18 protein-coding genes and 1 other RNA gene are annotated in these 17,697 nt (G+C 41.7%); 15 read left to right on the forward strand and 4 right to left on the reverse strand.

What is annotated here, in order from left to right; all coding sequences use genetic code 11:
* Positions 1–43: 43 nt before the first annotated feature.
* From E4K68_RS12250 to E4K68_RS12270, 5 genes are all read left to right on the forward strand, one after another.
* Positions 44–1,516, forward strand: coding sequence for a SpoVR family protein (locus tag E4K68_RS12250; RefSeq protein WP_135379225.1), 1,473 nt, complete (start codon positions 44–46; stop codon positions 1,514–1,516).
* 283 nt (positions 1,517–1,799) lie between these two features.
* On the forward strand, positions 1,800–2,408 hold the full coding sequence (locus E4K68_RS12255) for a DedA family protein (protein ID WP_135379226.1): 609 nt from the start codon (positions 1,800–1,802) through the stop codon (positions 2,406–2,408).
* 88 nt (positions 2,409–2,496) lie between these two features.
* The gene (locus E4K68_RS12260; RefSeq protein WP_135379227.1) at positions 2,497–3,114 is read left to right on the forward strand and encodes a DedA family protein; all 618 of its coding nucleotides are present in this window, start codon (positions 2,497–2,499) and stop codon (positions 3,112–3,114) included.
* Positions 3,115–3,216: 102 nt separating this feature from the next.
* Complete coding sequence (locus E4K68_RS12265) at positions 3,217–3,735, forward strand: peptidylprolyl isomerase (protein ID WP_243450355.1); 519 nt, start codon at positions 3,217–3,219, stop codon at positions 3,733–3,735.
* A 115-nt stretch (positions 3,736–3,850) separates the two neighbouring features.
* Positions 3,851–4,750, forward strand: a complete 900-nt coding sequence (locus E4K68_RS12270; protein WP_135379228.1) for a selenium metabolism-associated LysR family transcriptional regulator — start codon at positions 3,851–3,853, stop codon at positions 4,748–4,750.
* A 60-nt stretch (positions 4,751–4,810) separates the two neighbouring features.
* Here E4K68_RS12270 and E4K68_RS12275 read toward each other — a convergent pair whose 3' ends face one another.
* On the reverse strand, positions 4,811–5,752 hold the full coding sequence (locus E4K68_RS12275; protein WP_135379229.1) for an amidohydrolase family protein: 942 nt from the start codon (positions 5,750–5,752) through the stop codon (positions 4,811–4,813).
* A 219-nt stretch (positions 5,753–5,971) separates the two neighbouring features.
* On the opposite strand from E4K68_RS12275, the gene E4K68_RS12280 reads away from it, so the two are divergent.
* The 6 genes from E4K68_RS12280 (at position 5,972) to lgt (ending at position 12,973) form a co-directional block, all read left to right on the forward strand.
* Positions 5,972–6,940, forward strand: coding sequence for a DnaA/Hda family protein (locus E4K68_RS12280; RefSeq protein WP_135379230.1), 969 nt, complete (start codon positions 5,972–5,974; stop codon positions 6,938–6,940).
* A gap of 101 nt (positions 6,941–7,041) precedes the next feature.
* On the forward strand, positions 7,042–8,010 hold the full coding sequence (gene pfkA / locus E4K68_RS12285) for a 6-phosphofructokinase (RefSeq protein WP_199241758.1): 969 nt from the start codon (positions 7,042–7,044) through the stop codon (positions 8,008–8,010).
* Between the two features lie 33 nt (positions 8,011–8,043).
* Entirely contained in the window at positions 8,044–9,468 is a 1,425-nt protein-coding gene (locus tag E4K68_RS12290) for a glucose-6-phosphate isomerase (RefSeq protein WP_135379232.1), read from the forward strand.
* A 131-nt stretch (positions 9,469–9,599) separates the two neighbouring features.
* The gene (locus E4K68_RS12295; RefSeq protein ID WP_199241761.1) at positions 9,600–11,705 is read left to right on the forward strand and encodes a rod shape-determining protein; all 2,106 of its coding nucleotides are present in this window, start codon (positions 9,600–9,602) and stop codon (positions 11,703–11,705) included.
* Positions 11,706–11,790: 85 nt separating this feature from the next.
* Positions 11,791–11,991: a hypothetical protein gene (locus E4K68_RS12300; RefSeq protein WP_135379233.1), complete on the forward strand. Its 201-nt coding sequence runs from the start codon at positions 11,791–11,793 to the stop codon at positions 11,989–11,991.
* A 193-nt stretch (positions 11,992–12,184) separates the two neighbouring features.
* Positions 12,185–12,973, forward strand: a complete 789-nt coding sequence (lgt, locus tag E4K68_RS12305) for a prolipoprotein diacylglyceryl transferase (RefSeq protein ID WP_135379234.1) — start codon at positions 12,185–12,187, stop codon at positions 12,971–12,973.
* Between the two features lie 108 nt (positions 12,974–13,081).
* Here lgt and E4K68_RS12310 read toward each other — a convergent pair whose 3' ends face one another.
* On the reverse strand, positions 13,082–13,513 hold the full coding sequence (locus tag E4K68_RS12310) for a formylmethanofuran dehydrogenase subunit E family protein (RefSeq protein WP_135379235.1): 432 nt from the start codon (positions 13,511–13,513) through the stop codon (positions 13,082–13,084).
* A 206-nt stretch (positions 13,514–13,719) separates the two neighbouring features.
* On the reverse strand, positions 13,720–14,091 hold the full coding sequence (locus E4K68_RS12315; protein WP_135379350.1) for a TIGR04086 family membrane protein: 372 nt from the start codon (positions 14,089–14,091) through the stop codon (positions 13,720–13,722).
* A gap of 110 nt (positions 14,092–14,201) precedes the next feature.
* Between E4K68_RS12315 and panB the strand changes: the two genes are divergently transcribed.
* From panB to E4K68_RS12335, 4 genes are all read left to right on the forward strand, one after another.
* A complete protein-coding gene (gene panB / locus E4K68_RS12320; protein WP_135379236.1) occupies positions 14,202–15,035 on the forward strand; it encodes a 3-methyl-2-oxobutanoate hydroxymethyltransferase in 834 nt (277 codons plus the stop codon).
* Positions 15,036–15,165: 130 nt separating this feature from the next.
* Entirely contained in the window at positions 15,166–15,630 is a 465-nt protein-coding gene (locus E4K68_RS12325) for an IclR family transcriptional regulator (protein ID WP_135379237.1), read from the forward strand.
* Between the two features lie 51 nt (positions 15,631–15,681).
* A non-coding RNA gene (ssrS, locus tag E4K68_RS12330) (6S RNA) lies at positions 15,682–15,864 on the forward strand.
* A 43-nt stretch (positions 15,865–15,907) separates the two neighbouring features.
* Complete coding sequence (locus E4K68_RS12335; protein ID WP_135379238.1) at positions 15,908–16,534, forward strand: histidine phosphatase family protein; 627 nt, start codon at positions 15,908–15,910, stop codon at positions 16,532–16,534.
* 117 nt (positions 16,535–16,651) lie between these two features.
* On the opposite strand, the gene E4K68_RS12340 is transcribed toward E4K68_RS12335, so the two are convergent.
* Positions 16,652–17,674, reverse strand: a complete 1,023-nt coding sequence (locus E4K68_RS12340) for a phosphatidylserine/phosphatidylglycerophosphate/cardiolipin synthase family protein (protein ID WP_135379239.1) — start codon at positions 17,672–17,674, stop codon at positions 16,652–16,654.
* Between the last annotated feature and the right edge of the window lie 23 nt (positions 17,675–17,697).

Here is a 17,697-nt window from a genome sequence, read left to right on the forward strand (position 1 = left end):
AGATTTACACTATTTCGGGGGAAGAATAGGTAGGGGGGGAGTCATGGACAATGAGATGCGAGCCTTAAGCACAATCGCGCAAGATATCGCTCAAGTGGCCCGTGGCATGGGACTGGATTTCTATCCTGTTAATTTTGAAATCGTTCCAGCGGAAGCCTTATATACGTTTGGTGCCTATGGAATGCCAGTGCGATTTACTCATTGGAGCTTTGGAAAAGCTTTCTATCGAATGAAAACTCAATACGATTTGAATTTAAGTAGAATTTATGAACTCGTAATAAATACAAATCCTGCTTATGCATTTTTGTTAGAGGGAAATCGATTGATTCAAAACAAACTAGTGATCGGGCATGTCTATGCACATGTCGACTTTTTCAAAAACAATCGCTATTTCTCGCGTACACCTAAGGATATGATAGAGCGCATGGCTTCACATGCGGAGAAAATTCACGAATATGAATTGCGGTATGGCCGTGAAAAGGTTGAGCGGACCTTGGATGCTGTTCTTGCTATCCAAGAACATGTAGATTACCGATCCCATATTGGTATTCACTGCAAACCGGTAAATGAAGCAAAGGTCAATCAGCCGGTCAAGTTGGGAGAAGGGCATACATGCTTAAGTGATTCCTGCTCTGGTAACTCATGTTCTAGCAATTCCTGTGTCGGAAATTCATCTATAAAAGGACAGAGCTGCGTCAAGCCCCAAATGAAGAACCGGAAAAAAAGAGCATCGATTCCCTATGAAGATTTATGGAGGGATCTGTTAGAGGATGATCATGAATTAGCGCTTCAACCTGAATATGAAGATCTATTGCTCTATATTATGATGTTCGCCCCTGGACTTGAAGACTGGCAAAGAGATATCGTCAGTATTGTGCGAGAAGAGTCCTTATATTTCTATCCCCAAATTGAAACAAAGATTATTAATGAAGGGTGGGCAACATTCTGGCATGCCAGAATTATGCATGAACTAGATCTAACAGAAGCAGAATCCTTTGACTTCGCGATTATGCATAGTCAAGTCGTGCAACCTTCTCGGATGGGATTGAATCCTTATTATTTAGGTGCAAAAATATGGGAATATCTTGCGAAGGTCAAACCCCTCGATGATCTTTTTGAGCTGCGAGAAACTGAAAACGACCTTTCTTTCATACGCAACCATCTTAACCGTGACTTGGTTGAAGAGTTAAATCTTTTCAATTTCCGCAAAGTTGGTGCCCAATGGCAGGTTTCAGAAATTGAATGGGAGAAAGTACGAGACAATCTAGTACAGCAACTAGTCAATGGGGGGCACCCCTCCATAGTAGTTTTAGAGGGAGATTATGAGGGTAAGGGTGGACTTTATCTTAAACACCGTCATGAAGGAGTTGATCTAGATATCGTCTATCTTGAGAAAACTCTTACCCTTGTTCAATTTCTCTGGGGGAAATCGGTCAGTTTTGAAACGATCGTTGATACAAAGAAGGTAATTTTCGAATGTTATAATGGATTGATCAGTCGTCGACAGCCAAGTTGAAATGGAAAGGCTCAAGAATGAACTTGGGTAAAATCACCAAAATTATGGGTCGCACAAAGCAGATGTTAGTAATAGCGTCTGCTTTGATCAATGTTGCTAGCAATCAAAACAGGCAAGATCTTTATTTCCTAAATAGTTATTTTTAGTTTAAATGGTAATGATAACAGGTCTATGATAAAATATCTTCGATACAAAGAATGATTTTTCTGCATTAAATTCGAATTGAGCAGTCGTGCTTTCGAAGTGAATTCATTTTGAAGTCTATGATTAAGTTAGGAGGGTTATCTTGGAAGCGATAATAACACACCTTGGACAATTTGTTGTACATATGATTTCTTCTCTAGGCTATGCAGGGGTATTCTTCGCCATGGCGATTGAGAGTGCCTGTATCCCTTTGCCAAGTGAAATAATTTTGCCATTTACTGGTTATATGGTATACGCGGGTCATTTTGGTTTTTGGCAAGCAACGATCGCTGCAACCTTGGGAAACCTCTTTGGCGCGCTTATTGCTTATTATGTCGGGGTTTGGGGAGGACGTCCATTCCTCAAACGGTACGGGCGATATTTCTTCATCAATGAACGTGAGTTGGTTTGGACGGAACGATTGTTTGAACGTCATGGGGATGTCACTGTTTTTGTAGGCCGAATTTTGCCAGTAGTCCGTACATTTATCTCCCTACCAGCGGGTATTGCAAGAATGAATCCACTAAAAATGTCGACTTACACGGTGATCGGTGCGTTTTTCTGGTGTACGTTGTTAATTTTTGTGGGTCAAAAACTAGGCGAAAATTGGGATTCGCTTAAACCTTATTTCCATCGGGCTGACATAGTCGTTGGCGGGGCCATTGTTTTTATACTTCTTTATGTTCTTTGGAAACGTTTCAAACGCTGATTCTTGATGTAACAAACTAAGAGATAATTAACAACATGCTCTAATGTTTACAAAGAGTCATAATGGTAATAGAGGAAGGCGGCAGGGCATGCACGGGTTAGAGCACTTTGTCACGGATATAATCTATCACTTTCGATATGTTGGCTTATTTTTACTGCTCATGTGCGGCATGGTCGGTATTCCAGTACCCGACGAATTTCTAATGACATTTAGTGGATTTCAAACGTCATTAGGCCGAATGGATTTTGGAAAAACACTTTTTATCGCTACCCTCGGCAGTTTCTTAGGGATGAACTTGAGTTATTGGGTTGGAAGGCGATTAGGTATCCCTTTCTTACATAAGGTTGCCCCTTATCTTCATCTTAATGAAAAAAAGATCGCTCGTGCTGAACATTGGTTTCAGCGTTATGGTGATCGATTAATTGTGATTGGATACTTTTTTCCTGGGTTCCGTCACTTTACAGCGTATTTTTCAGGAATGAGTGAACTTCACTATGGACGTTATGCAGCTCTCGCTGGAACAGGTGCTATTTTGTGGGCATCAACATTCATCACTCTTGGACGAGTTCTTGGTGTTCATTGGCAAAAGATTACTCTTGTCTTGCACCGCTATTTGGCACGAGGTGGAATTGTACTTGCAATTATTGTGTTCTTAATTTATCTCTATAGTGTGAAACGAGGGCGAACATGCAGGGGTGATGAGTGAGGTATTGTCATTGGGTTCTTTCCATACATTAGGGAAATTCCTAGTCAAGTGGTATAATACATAGGAAAAAATCCAAATCCAAACATAAAGGAGGTCACTCAGGTGACAAATGAAAGTACGCAAGACTCAGAATTAAAAAAGGATCCCATTGTAACCATAGAAATGGAAAACGGTAATATGATTAAACTCGAACTTTATCCTTCAGTAGCACCCGAAACCGTTAAGAATTTTGTGTCCCTTGTCTCTCAAAGTTTTTATGACGGTCTCATTTTCCATAGAGTCATCCCAGGCTTTATGATTCAAGGCGGTGATCCTGATGGAACTGGAATGGGTGGAAGTAAACAGACAATCCGTGGCGAGTTTTCCGGAAACGGTTTCAAAAACGATTTACAGCATGACCGCGGAGTGATCTCTATGGCTCGGACTTCAGCACCTAATTCAGCTAGTTCGCAGTTCTTTATTGTTGTCAAGACTTCAACTCACTTGGATGGACAGTATGCTTCCTTTGGAAAAGTAATTGAAGGTATGGAGGAAGTCGATCGGATTGTCAGTGTCCCGAAAGATCGTGGGGATAAACCACTAGAACCTCAGAAAATGAAGAAAGTTACTGTTCAACTCTAGTTACATTGTGTTCTAAATAGTTATTCAATGAAAGAAAAGGAGGGCCTGGCCCTCTTTTTCTTCATATGCAGAATCTTGTTTTAGCGGCGGTCAGTTTCGTAGGAGAGGTGATACTATGTTGGATTTGATGCGTTTATTTAGTCAGGTGGTGGAAGAACAGAGTTTTACAGTTGTTGCTAGGAAATTAGGAATTAGTCAACCAGCTGTTTCGAATCAGATCCGGGCATTTGAAGAGAAACTGGGGGTCAAATTGCTTTATCGTAAGGGAAAGGGTTTCGCCCTAACTCCAGAGGGGGAAGTAGTTTATAGTCATTCCTTGAAAATGCTAGAGGCATGGTCGGAGTTATTGCGTGAAATTGGAGGATCCGAGAAGTTAATGACCGGAAAAGTTCATATCGGAGCTTCGCACATTCCAGGAGAATATTTGCTCCCAGTTTACTTGGCAAACTTCAGGAAATCTTATCCGGAAGTAAAGTTCAAACTGTCGATAGGGGATAGTCTGGAGATGGCGGAAAAGGTTCTTGCTCATGAAGTAGATTTCGCGGTGGTCGGGGCTATATTTGATACGGAAAAACTAACGTCTGAATTTTGGCTAAAAGATGAACTGGGTCTTGTAGTCTCAAGTGATCATGCCTTAAGTTCGAGTCAAAGCATCGAATTAAAAACACTCAAGGATTACCCCATGATTATTCGCGAGACAGGATCTGGACATCGAAGGGCCTTCGAAGAGGCACTCGCGAAAGCCGGGCTCGATCTAAACGACTTCAATGTTGCCTTAGAAGTTGGAAGTACGGAAGCAGTAAAAAATGCTGTTCGTTCTGGTATTGGGTTCTCGTTTCTGTCCAAGCACGCTTTGGAGTCTTGTGTGAAGCAAGGCTTAGTATGGATGAGTGTGCAAGACTTTAATATCGAGCGCGGGTTTTTCCTGTTATCCCGTCGGAATAAACCTATAACAGTTATCGCTGATGAATGCTATAGATATTTGGCATATCAGAGACCAGAAATCGGAAGCTAGTGTCCAGGGGCGGAAGTCTGATTATCAATTAGTCAGCAAATAAGTACATTATAAGCAAATCTAGCTGATATCGAGTATGTTCTTTTGGGAATGTTCTGCATTAAGATAACTCATGGCATTATCCCAAAACAATTGCTTTTTGATTTCTTCCCTAAGAGGAAGCTGGTTTATGGTTTGGATGGCAGCAACCGGAGAGTAGTCCATAACTGGAAAGTCTGTTCCGAAAATAAATTTTTCTGGATAGGATTCTATCGCTTTGAGCCATTCCTCTTGCATGGGAAAGCGGGGGTTACCTAGCATATAGGCTGTGTCAAGGTAAACGTTAGGATAGTTGGCTGCCAATTTTACAGCTAGAGAAAAATCATTGGGAAGACCCATGTGTGCAATAGTAACCTTTAAATTCGGGAAGGACCTGAGTACATCGAGGAGTGGCTCAACTCGTGTGTAAGGGGTTTCTACTGGCATCCCACTTAAATGAAGAATGACTCCCTTACGCCTTTCAATAAGCATTTGATACATACTCCATAAACGTTTATCATTAGCTGCAACTTTTTGGACGAATGTATGAATTTTAGCACCCGGAAAATTCCATTCATCGAGAGCTTGACCTAAGATTTCTTCTAGATGTTCGTCATCCTGATGAAGGGCTGCAAATGGATGTAACCAAGGGTGACTGTCACAAAGTTCTTTGAGCCAAAGGTTAATTCCTGAAGCCATATCTTTTTTATGAACGTATCCTAACACAAAAGCTGATGTCACTCCTATAGTCTCGAGATATTTTATTAGGTTATCTACGGATTGCCGATAGGGCATCGTCCAACCTTGCTGTACGAACCAGTCTAAAATTGCCCCCATTAAACGATCCGGAAAAAGATGAATGTGGGCATCGCAGATTTTCTGACGATTATCCAATATATTCCCATTCCTCTGGTCACTTATCACTAATAATCTGTCGTGTGTATGAGTAATATGACCTACGTCAGCATCTCTTGTAGAATTCATCAACTTTTGCTCCTTTCAAAATTGTATTGTACCCCATGCCCTGTTAGGGCACAAACTATGCTCAAATTGATTATTTATTACTCTAAACTTTTAAGAAACGTAGGATTATTTTTGAATATTTCGACAGTTGTGGACTGAAATCCTCCTCTGTCTATACGATAATAACATTATATAAGAGTATAAACCTTTGGCAATGAGTTTAATAAAGGAGAGGCGTACTTGAACTGGTTTATTAGTGACTTTAACATTCGGGCACGACGTTTAATCGGAAGTTACGATATCAAGAAGGCTCCGGGAGTTACTCTAATTTATGGACCAAATGGAGTAGGGAAATCAGCCATGCTGCGCCAACTTGATCAACGTATTGGGCTAAAATCCGGGGGAATTTTTACGGATTCTTTATCCTTTGCTCGTCAGTATGCTTATGCTGCTCAGGAAAATCAGCTGAATGTTTTCAGGCAACGATACAGAACGGCACGATTGTTGTTGATCGATGATCTTCAATTTTTAACCGGTAAAGTCAAAACAATCGAAGAACTTCATTATACATATGAATATGTCATTGAAAATGGGGGTAAGATGGTGATTACCCTTGAAGCCGATCAACCTCAAATCGAATTTCTAGGGGAACGACTCGCCTCGCGTTTTTTAAGTGGGATGGTTGTATCAATTGATCAACCTCAAAGGAAAGAAATAGAGCGTTTCCTGTATGAATATTGTCACTTGAAGCGCCTTTTCATCGACCAAATGGTCCTAGAGATTATCGCGGAGCGGATAGATAATTTAGCAGATGCCATAAAGGTCATTGAGCAATTTGTTCAATTTGCTGAATTACAACAAGACGAATTGAGCTTGTTGTGTTTCCAAACTTATTGGGAACATGAAAAAAATAGAAAAAAATCGGTAGCTGATCCGTTAAATATTATTCATGTATCTGCCTTGACGATGGAAGTTTCCGTCGAGGAATTGTTGGGACCGAGTCGAAAGCCGAGGGTCAATGAAGCAAGGCAGTTGACGATTTACACTATGCGGACACTTTGCCAGATTTCTTTTCCTGCAATTGCGAGTTATTTTAACCGCAAACATTCTACTATAATAGCCTCTTATCAAAAAATGCAAAAAAAAATGCTCATTAACGAGGATTTGAATAAAAAATATTTAATAATATTAAAGACATTTAAAGCATAAACTCATAGACAGAGGCCAGAAATAGGTAACAAGAGGTCGGGAAATACTATGATTGGCTCGACTAGAACTAGATGACAAAGATATGGGGAAGGGGTAATCTTATGTCAGGTATAAAGCGGATTGGAGTGCTAACAAGTGGAGGAGATGCTCCGGGGATGAACGCAGCCCTTCGGGCTGTGGTCCGGAAGGGAATCTACCATGGCCTTGTGGTTTATGGGATAAACCGTGGTTATGAGGGGTTAATACACGGGGAAATTCAAGAAATGAGTTTAGGCTCTGTTGCGGATATTGTACTTCGCGGAGGGACTATCCTGAAAACTGCTCGCTCCGCAGAAATGCGAACAGTAGAGGGTCAGCTAAAAGCGACAGAGCAGTTACATAAGTCGCAAATAGACGCTTTGGTAGTCATCGGAGGAGATGGATCTTTTCGTGGGGCTCAGACTTTAGCGGCACAAGGACTTCAGATTGTGGGGATTCCGGGAACCATTGACAATGATATCGCTGGTACTGACTTGACGATTGGATTTGATACTGCCACCAATACAGTTGTGGATGCTGTGAGCAAGATTCGGGACACCGCGTCTTCTCACGAACGGACCTTCATTGTAGAAGTTATGGGAAGGGATTGTGGAAATATAGCCCTTCAGGCAGGGATTGCGTGTGGAGCTGAATCGATTTTAGTGCCTGAAATTCCGTATGATTTGGATGAAATTAGCGATAAATTGAAGCGTGGTCATCAACGTGGGAAGAACCACAGCATAATCCTAGTTGCGGAAGGCGCGGGAAGCGCTTTTCAAATTGGAGAAGAATTACGATCTCGTTCCGGTTTTGAGACTCGCATCACAATTTTAGGACATTTGCAACGTGGTGGAAACCCTAGCGCTCTGGATGCTATGATTGCTGCTGGCATGGGAGGGAAAGCAATCGAAATTATTTTAGCCCATGAAACCAGTAAAATGACCGCTTATGTCAATCAAGTCATTATCTCTACTTCTCTAGATGCTGCTTATGGAAAAGGGCGCCCTTTCAATAGAGAACTTTATGATTTAGCAAATGAACTATCCATTTAGGGAAGTCGAAATTAGGAGATGAGGGTGAATTTAATGGAAAACCGAGTAAGATCTGGAATAACAATTGATTATATGGGAATGATGCAAAGCTCGCAAAACCAGAATGGATTTACAAAGGAGGAACTACAGAACCTACAAGAAGCGTTGAATGAAGCCCAGACTACCCTCTCCACTCGATGGAAGGCGGGAGAAATCGATTTCTCAAAGCTCTTAGATCCAATAAAAACTCAAATACCAGAAATTATAGAGTATGCAAATTCTGTCGCATCTAACTTTGAAAATTTTGTAGTTTTAGGAATTGGTGGATCGGCACTCGGACCCTTGGCTGTTCACCAAGCACTAAACCATTACTATTATAACGAACTTTCTCCTGAGAAGCGCGGTCATCGTCCCCGCTTTTATGTCATGGATAATATTGATCCAGTACGGTTTAACGAGTTGTTACAAATCCTTGATCCTTCTAAGACCCTCTTTAATGTAATTTCAAAATCAGGTAATACATCGGAAACTATGGCTCAGTTTCTGATTGTTCGAGATACCTTGCGTAGGGTATGCGGAGAGAACTACGCTCAACATATTGTTGTGACCACGGATAAAGAAAAAGGAAATCTTCTGCCGATTGCCCTCAAGGAAGGCTATCATAGGTTTGTGGTCCCGACGGGAATAGGTGGGCGCTTTTCAGAACTGACGCCCGTGGGGTTGCTAGCAGCTGCCATCTGTGGAATTGATGTTAATCAACTTATGGAAGGCGCCTTGGAGATGGATCAGTGGATTCGTAAGACAAGCGGGGTATTCTCTAACCCCGCACAATTGCGTGCCGCACTTGCTCATTTGTCATGGCAAAAAGGAAAAAATATCTCGGTATTTATGCCCTATGCTGATGGGTTGAAAACAATGGCTGACTGGTATGCCCAATTATGGGCGGAAAGCTTGGGGAAACGAAATGATCGCCAGGGGAAGGTTGTTAACATTGGACAGACACCTGTAAAAGCGCTGGGGGTTACGGACCAACATTCTCAAGTTCAATTATTTGTCGAAGGCCCTGATGATAAGGTCATTACGTTTGTGGCAGTTGAAAAATTTGCGGAAACTCAAGAGATCCCGGTAGATTTAGAATTGCCTGAGGATATCCAGTTCTTGGGGGGGCGCACTTTAGCAGAATTATTGTTTGCGGAGCAAAAAGCAACCGAATACGCCCTGACTTTGGCAGGGCGGCAACACCAAAAGATTATTCTTCCCTACTTGGATGCTTATAACGTAGGGCAATTACTTCTCCTGCTTGAGTGGGAGACGGCGTATATGGGTGAATTACTGAATATTAATGCCTTCGATCAACCAGGGGTTGAGGAAGGGAAGAATGGGACATACGCCTTAATGGGACGTAAAGGGTATGAAACGAGGAGACAAGAAATCGAGGAATATGGAAAAACTCAGTATAGTTTAACGAAAGAACTATAGCTTAGAAGATTAATTGAGATTTCTAAAACCTCCACTAATATTGGTAAACAGTATTAGTGGAGGTTGTTTATTTGTATCGAGGAGGATTTTACATAAAAAAGGTCGAATTTACTCAAAGAGAGGTGAAACAAGTGGAACCTATTTTCGCGTTAGATATTGGAACTCGTATGGTTATGGGGCTGGTAATGACCAAGAACAAAGAACGAGATTATGAAATTTTGGCCAGCGCTCGAACGGAACATCGGCAGCGCGCTATGTATGATGGGCAAGTTCATGATGTGGATGAAGTTGCCCAGGCAGTTATTAAGGTCAAAGAAATTCTGGAAAAAAAATTAGGGTTTCCCTTAAAACAGGTTGCAGTGGCAGCAGCTGGTCGAGCGTTGAGAACTGAAATAGCTTTTGCTGAACATAAGGAATTACTTCCAGTTCGTTGGGAACGGGATGACGTATTAGCAATGGAAATGGAAGCAGTTCATCAAGCGCTTCGTCAGCTGCAATCATCAACACACAATGATACCCAAAGCTATCATTGTGTGGGGTTCAACACTATAGCCCAGTGGAATGAGGGAGAAGAAATTGCTAATCTAATCGGGCAGCGCGGGAGAGTGGCTAAGGTATCGGTGATTGCGACATTTTTGCCACGAACAGTCGTTGATGGCTTGGTTGCGGTCTTGGGCCGTGTTGACCTAGAGATGATCAGTTTGACATTGGAACCGATTGCCGCTGGACAAGCTGCCATTCCGGCGAATATGAGACGTCTAAATCTCGCATTGGTTGATGTTGGAGCAGGAACCGCGGATATTGCCTTGACTCGGTATGGGACTTTTTTTGCCTATGGAATGGTCCCTATGGCAGGAGATGAGGTCACCGAGGCAATCTGCGCGCAGTATCTTCTTGATTTTAAGGTAGGAGAAAAAGTAAAACGAGACCTAAATACGAAGGCCAAGCTGAACTTCACTGATTTTCTTGGAACTAAAGTCGTTGTGAATAAAGAAGACGTATTGAGTGTCATACAACCTGTGGTTGGAACGTTAGCGGAGCGAATTTCAAAGGAGATTGTTAGCCTCAATAATGACATCCCACAAGCTATTATTCTCATTGGTGGAGGAAGCTTAACCCCAATGCTTTCTGAAATGTTGGCTGAGACTATGGGAATTCCTCAGAATAGAGTGGGAGTTCAAGTCAGAGAACGGCTAGGGGACATTCTTGGGGAGAAAAACTTGAAGGGCCCGGAAAGCATTACTCCTATCGGAATTGGAATCGCTGCGATCGAGGGAAAGGGGCTACAGTATTATACTGTAGCAGTAAATAATACACCTGTGCCAATTTTTGAATTACAGTTAACAACGGTTGCCGAAGCTTTACTTGCTGCGGGGATACAGCCACGCTCATTTTTTGGTAGGCCTGGAGCGGCGTTAACATTTGAATGGAATTGCGAAATGCGAGTTATTAAGGGGACTATGGGAAGCCCCGCCCTCTTATTCGTCAATGGCGAGCTTGGAAAATTAGATCAAGCGTTAAAAGCGGGGGATGAAATCACCTTTACTTCAGGTGAACCAGGTAGAGATGCCCAGGTATGCTTCGAAGAGATGTTACCTTCTCAAAATCCGAAATGGATTTTCTGGAATGGCCAACGAGAGAAATATGCCACGCAGGTCTTTGTAAATCATCAGTTAGTAAGCGAGACAGATCAAATTCTTGATGGATATAAAATTACGTACATTCCCAATGATGATTTAACCAATCTCCTAAAGCAAAAGGGCTTTGACTCAAAAAAAAATGAAGAGCTACTGATTCGTATCAATGGAGAGACTCGTTCGCTTGACTTGAAACATGAGATTTTGGTTAATGGCAGTGGGGTAGAGGGTAACTGTATCATCCGTGAGGGAGATTCGATAGAGGTTCGTACAAGGCAGATCACGGTGGGTGAGCTGAAGCTTCAGCCCAGGCCTATGATTTTCAGCGTAAACGGAGTAGCACTTGAATACCCTCCTCAAGAAACCATCATTTTGTTTCGAGGAAGACCTGTGTCTGAAGATCTACTCCTTAAGGATGGAATGGACCTTAGGGTTGATGGGTATAAGCAAATGCCGATTCTTTCAGATCTTTTGCCCTATGTTAAGTTTCCAGATGAGCTAGTTCCAGGATCTTCGTTGAAACTACGTGTCAATGGCCAAGAAGCTGAATTCACAACGGTTTTACATCCAGGTGACCGCTTAACTGCTACGTTTCGTTAAGAAAGGAATATTTTTGTCTGGAAAGACTCTTTAACACTTGACAATTTTGATGCAGGCCATAAAATGGTAATGGAGGTGTGGAATAATGGTATTTCAATGGTTGATGGTATTAATCGCAGTTGCTACGTTATTTGTTACATTATATTCCGATGCGTTATCAGGTAAAAAGAAACATTCGAGCTATTTCCAGGCAGTTCAGAAACCAACTGGGAAAACAGAGCGTGAAACAGCCATATTTAAACCCAATCAACACGATCGTTTTTTTACAAAACTAAACAGTTTATAATCTTAACAGATCCGATAGTTAACATCGGATCTGTTTTATAGTTTAGTAATAAATAGGTTAGACACAAGTTCAAAATAATTTGGCCAAGGGGTTTCTTGAGACCCTAGCTTTTTCAGGATATAATAAAGAGATTAACGTTTAGAGAATCGGGTAATAATTAAGACAACCGATTCTATGATTGAAGGAGGCACTAATGCATCAATATTGGTTCTTTATTGGAAGTTTTCCTCTTCGCGCTTATGGGACACTTTTTGCGTTGGCCTTCATTCTAGGGGTAGGTGTAACCCTATATTTTGCTAAAGCTGAAGGTCGGCCAGAATACATGGAGATAATGATGGACTTAGCGCCGCTTTTGCTTATTTCAGGTTTGGTAGGCGCCCGGATTTGGCAAGTGTTTTTTTTCGATTGGGCTTTTTATCGCAAATACCCTGGCGAAATTATTGCCGTCTGGCATGGTGGGCTATCGATTCAAGGGGGCGTTGTTGGGGCGTTACTCGTTGGTGGAATTTACGTTTGGCGAAAGAAGTTATCATTCTGGGAGTTAGCTGATTTAGCTGCTCCAGGACTTATGTTAGCTCAGGCAATCGGAAGAGATGCCAATCTCATGAATGGAGATGCTTTTGGAGGGCCAACAGGCGGAGATTTTGGAATCATTTATCCAGTAGGCACGATTGCACGTGACACTTTTGGGAACCAACCTCTGTGGCCTGCCGAAGTGTGGGAAGGGCAAGTCGATGTGATTATCTTCGCTCTTCTCGTGATCTTGAAATTAAGAAAATGGCCATCAGGGACTATCTTTTTGTTGTACATGGTTTTTTACAATTTATCAAGATTCTTTTTAGAAAATCTTCGGGGAGATAGCCCACGATTTTTATTTAATTGGTCTGCGGCACAATGGAGTAGTATGGTCGCTGTAGGAATTGCTCTCGCACTCTTAGCATGGAGAATTTGGAAAGAGCGACAAGGGAAGCAGTCTAATTAAGAAGAGCATGAGAATTCTGTTTAAAGAGAATTCTCATGCTTTGTCCATTGAAAATAAATATTGCTATTTGATCTAAACTGCATGCAAATGGATTAATACCATCTAAACCTATACTCTCTGAATGGTACAAAAAAGATGTTCCTCGGTTCCCATTAGAAATTGAATCGCTTCTAAATAGTGGTTCTGTCTTTCACGTGTACTTGTATATTCGTGAATTCCAACGAGGCGTTCTAACATTTCTGGACAAATGGTGATTTTTATTCCTTCAGATGTACCAGTATACTTAAAGTGATAGATTGGTTGTTCCTTTTCAATGACACGTAACGCTCCTCGTCCGTAAGTTGCACGGTTCAACACTTGAAAAGCGTCAAGGGCACAGGATTGAGTATATGCCGTAACCTGAAGCTCGGAGCTTGGTGTAGGGCGAATTCCTAGCTCGCGCATGGCAATTTGAGCCACACGGTAACCCAAGGCAATTTCTGGGCAAGTATGACCGTGAAAATCAATCACTTGTTCCCAAGGGGTTTTTTCGACACACATAAGCCGTACCTCCTCTACATAATTTATTGTATAACTAGAGAGCGCAAATGGGAAGTATTTAGAATATTACACAAATGTATGTTCACGTGCAGAATTTTTTAATAATAAGTAGAAAATTGAAAAAAGAAGGCATAATTAGGAAGAGAGGCAAATCTCACGCGCGAGATTTGCCTCTCTTCTCAAGGAATGAGATGCGAGGATTTCTATTATGAACGATTGAAAAGTACCCCCACGATTCCACCTACTCCGCCCGAAACGAGAGCCAAAATAGTTTTCTCACCCATTTTTAGCCACGATGGACTGCTCGACCAGAAAACTCCAGATAGGAGCAGAACCAGAAGGATAAATCCAAGGCCTACCGCTAAACCATAGTATAATCCCCTTGTGCCCGCTTGGTGAGCAATGATGAAGGCAGCGACGACGATACTGACACCAAAGATAATGTTGCTTGACAGATCGGATTCCGGAATCGACGTGAAGGAGAGTAGGAGGCCAAATACGAGAGATAAGAACAAAGCTAAGGTAGCCGCCAAGAGAATTCCCTTAAGAATTAAGCTGAACTGAAAGGGTTTGGACATCATGGGTTATCCCTCCTTTGATTGTAACAACCTATGCTTCAATCCAAAGGAGTATGACAAGAATATAATAATAGCAATGACTTAATTTGAATTTTTGAGGAGGAGTAAAAATGAAAAAGACAATCCCTGAATTCGAGAAAATGAAACAAGCTGGTGAGAAGATTACTATGTTGACAGCATACGATTATCCATCTGCCCAGTGGGTTGAAGCAGCTGGCGTTGATACAATTCTTGTAGGAGATTCTTTGGGTATGGTGGTCTTAGGTTATGATTCAACGGTACCCGTAACGATGGAAGAAATGCTTCATCATACGAAAGCAGTACGGAGAGGGGCAATGCAAACCTTTGTGATTGCAGATATGCCGTTTATGAGTTACGCTACTGCTGATCTTGCGCTAATGAATGCCGGTCGACTCATTAAGGAAGGGGGAGCCGATGCCGTAAAACTTGAAGGAGGTTTTAACGTCATTCCGATTGTTCAAACCCTAACAAACGCGGGAATACCTATCGTCGGGCATATCGGTTTGACTCCTCAGACTGCAAATCAACTTGGAGGTTTTAAAGTCCAGGGACGTGATTTAGAAAGTGCTAAGCGGATAGTCAAGGACGGTCTTGCCTTGGAGCAAGCTGGAGCCTTTTTACTCGTGCTTGAGGCGATACCGAAACAGGTTGCAGGACAAATCTCTGTGAATTTGAAAATCCCCACCATAGGAATTGGAGCAGGGTTAGACTGTGATGGGCAGGTTTTGGTATTTCACGACATATTAGGGCTTTTCGAACGGTTTAGACCTAAATTTGTCAAACAATATGCTCAACTGGGGGATGAAGCAGTTCAAGCGATTCGATCGTATCATGAAGAGGTTAAATCCAGTGTCTTTCCGGCAGATGAACATACTTTTGGTTTATCAGATGAAGTTATTGAAAAGCTTTATGGAGATAAATGAATTAAACTTAAAAGTGTATTGTTAAGGTTTAATTAAAAATAATGATAGTATAGCTTTTTCATTTAAATTTGATATAATAGAATTAATTTTAAAGCGGTTCAATAATTTTTTGTGGAAGGATGGACTTATATTGAGATTAAAAGAAAAAACACACCGAAAATTTGTCGAATTTTTTGAAAAGATTTCTAGTATGTATCAAGGTAAGGAATTCGAATTAGCATATTCAGATATACAACGTGAAACCGGAGCAGCAAGTGTAACCTTAAAACGTGCGATTCAAGCTTTAGCTGAGGATGGAGTGATTGAAGTTCATCCAGGACGCAACTCGAGATATGCTCGTTTTAGTTATCTTTTAGCTAATCAAAACCCAGAGGAAAACTCATTGGACGTTCAATCCGACGGAACGCAAAAATTAGAGAAGCAAATCGAAGAACAAACTCAGTCGGGTGGACTCCTAGAATCAGTGAATGAAGATGTCCGTGAATTAACGCAGCTTGTTGATCATCTTCGGCGTCGTGTGCGTAGTCAAGAAATGGCTATTGCCTTGCTGCAAGACCGTTTAGCAGAAATTGAGGACAAAATTAGAAAACGATAATTTCCATGCATTTGTTAGAGATTTTTTTACGCAGTGGTGTTATAATAAAAATAGATCCTGCCTTGTGCGTACGGATTATCTTGGTTTTGATCCTATTATGTGACATGGGAGCTAAATGTCGAATTAATACAACATGCCCTTACCAGAATAAGGGAAGTTGGAACGTTCGAACTAGGTGCCCACCTGCGAGAGCGGGGTCAGAAACCTGGAGTCTTACGGCAAGTTGGGGAGGGGTAGGGAATTATTCCCTACCCCTATTATTTTAAGGGGTGTAATAATGACACGGATCATATTAACTCGCCACGGCCAGACTTTATGGAACACTGAGGGGCGAGTACAAGGAACGTTAGATTCTCCGCTTACGGAAAAAGGGATACTTCAAGCTCGTTCGTTAGCATTTAGGTTAAGGGATGAGGGAATCGAGCATATATACTCTAGTGATTCCCTGCGAGCGGTGGGTACAGCGGAAGAAATCCGCCGAGAACTTGGGCTAGAAAGACTATCTACTGATTCCGCGCTACGTGAGTTCGGTTTTGGTGAATGGGAAGGGCGTATTTGGCAAGAGCTTCGTGTTGAATATCCAGAGATCTTTAAGATTTGGGACTCAGAACCACATCTTGTGACTACTCCCGGCGGGGAGAACATGGAAATTGTCCAAAAAAGGGCCTGGAAATTTTTGCAACATATCATTAAAGCCCATCAAGGCCAGACGGTTTGTCTTGTTACACATGGTCTAACCTTGAAATTGCTGGTTACAAAAGCTTTAGGCTTTGAGGTTCATGAGTGGGCTAAAACACCTTGGCAACATAATACTGCCTTAAATATACTCGAGGTTGAAGGCCAGCAGTGGGTGCCAAAACTGATTGGAGACTGTCAGCACTTAGATGATTTAGAACTTAATTAGGTCATCGACTGATTTATAACCCATTTAAACTAAATCAGACATAAGAACAACAAAAGGAGCAGGCAAATACCTGTTCCTTTTGTTGTTCTTATGTTTACCTAAGCTAATTAATCTTCGTCACTCAGTACTTTTCTCCCAGTCTTGCTTAAATATCTCACCTAATTTGGCAGATGCGACTGGGGAAGGGATAGTAATGGAAAATTCGTGATTGGCAATAAATGAATAATGGGTCCAATCTGAACTGGTTAGAAGAAATAGCTTGTTGTCAAAAATAGCCATGTGCATGCTCAACGTCTGATTACTAGGAAAATATCTTATACTAACGCCTTTTGTTTTTAATTTTTCTATGGTTACGGGTATTTTACTTGTCACTGCTCGATCAGTAATAAGTCGAATGTCGCGCCCTTTTTCGGCTGCGTCGGTTAATGCTTGAATGAGATCAGGGTCAGTGACTTCCGGAATTTCTATCCAGATTGATTTTGTGCTTGTGGTTATTTGATCTGTAAGTTGCTGTTTTACGTTGGCATTAACGGCTAAAACAATATTATCTTCGGGTAGTGAAGATGTTTTTGGCACAGGCAAAGGAAGAGTTGTAGTAAACAACCAATCTTTTGAGAATTGGCTAGCTACTTTCCAAGCAGCTTTTCCGGATAGCTCTACTGCAAGATCGTGAGCTTGTAGTCCGCTGGCTGTCCAAGGGGGACCATAGATGAAGGCGCGGTTTTGGTCGATAATCAAGTACTTGGTATGATTAACCTGCCCTTTTTGTGCTGGATAAAACTGAACCGATACGTCTTGACTTTTCAATTGATCCAATGTTGAGCGATTTACCTTTTGCCATTGGTCCAAAAGAATACGGACATCTATCCCTGAATGAGATTTAGTGAGTAGAAGCTGAATAAGTCTAGGGTCATCAAACTCTGCTTGCTCAATATAGATCGAGGTTTGAGCGGACTGAATGAGGGTTACCGTTTGATTATAGATCGGATCTTTATCAACAAAAAGAGCTTCGGCGGGCAGGTTAGAAATTGGGATAACTTTAGGAAATAGTTTTGGTACTTTAATAGTACACCCACTTAAAAGCAACGTAGAGCATAAAAGTAGAAAGAGGAAAGCGATGAAAGACTTTCGTTTTGACATGGTGCATACTTCTCCCAAGTTTA

The organism is Desulfosporosinus sp. Sb-LF (assembly GCF_004766055.1).
Lineage (GTDB): Bacteria > Bacillota > Desulfitobacteriia > Desulfitobacteriales > Desulfitobacteriaceae > Desulfosporosinus.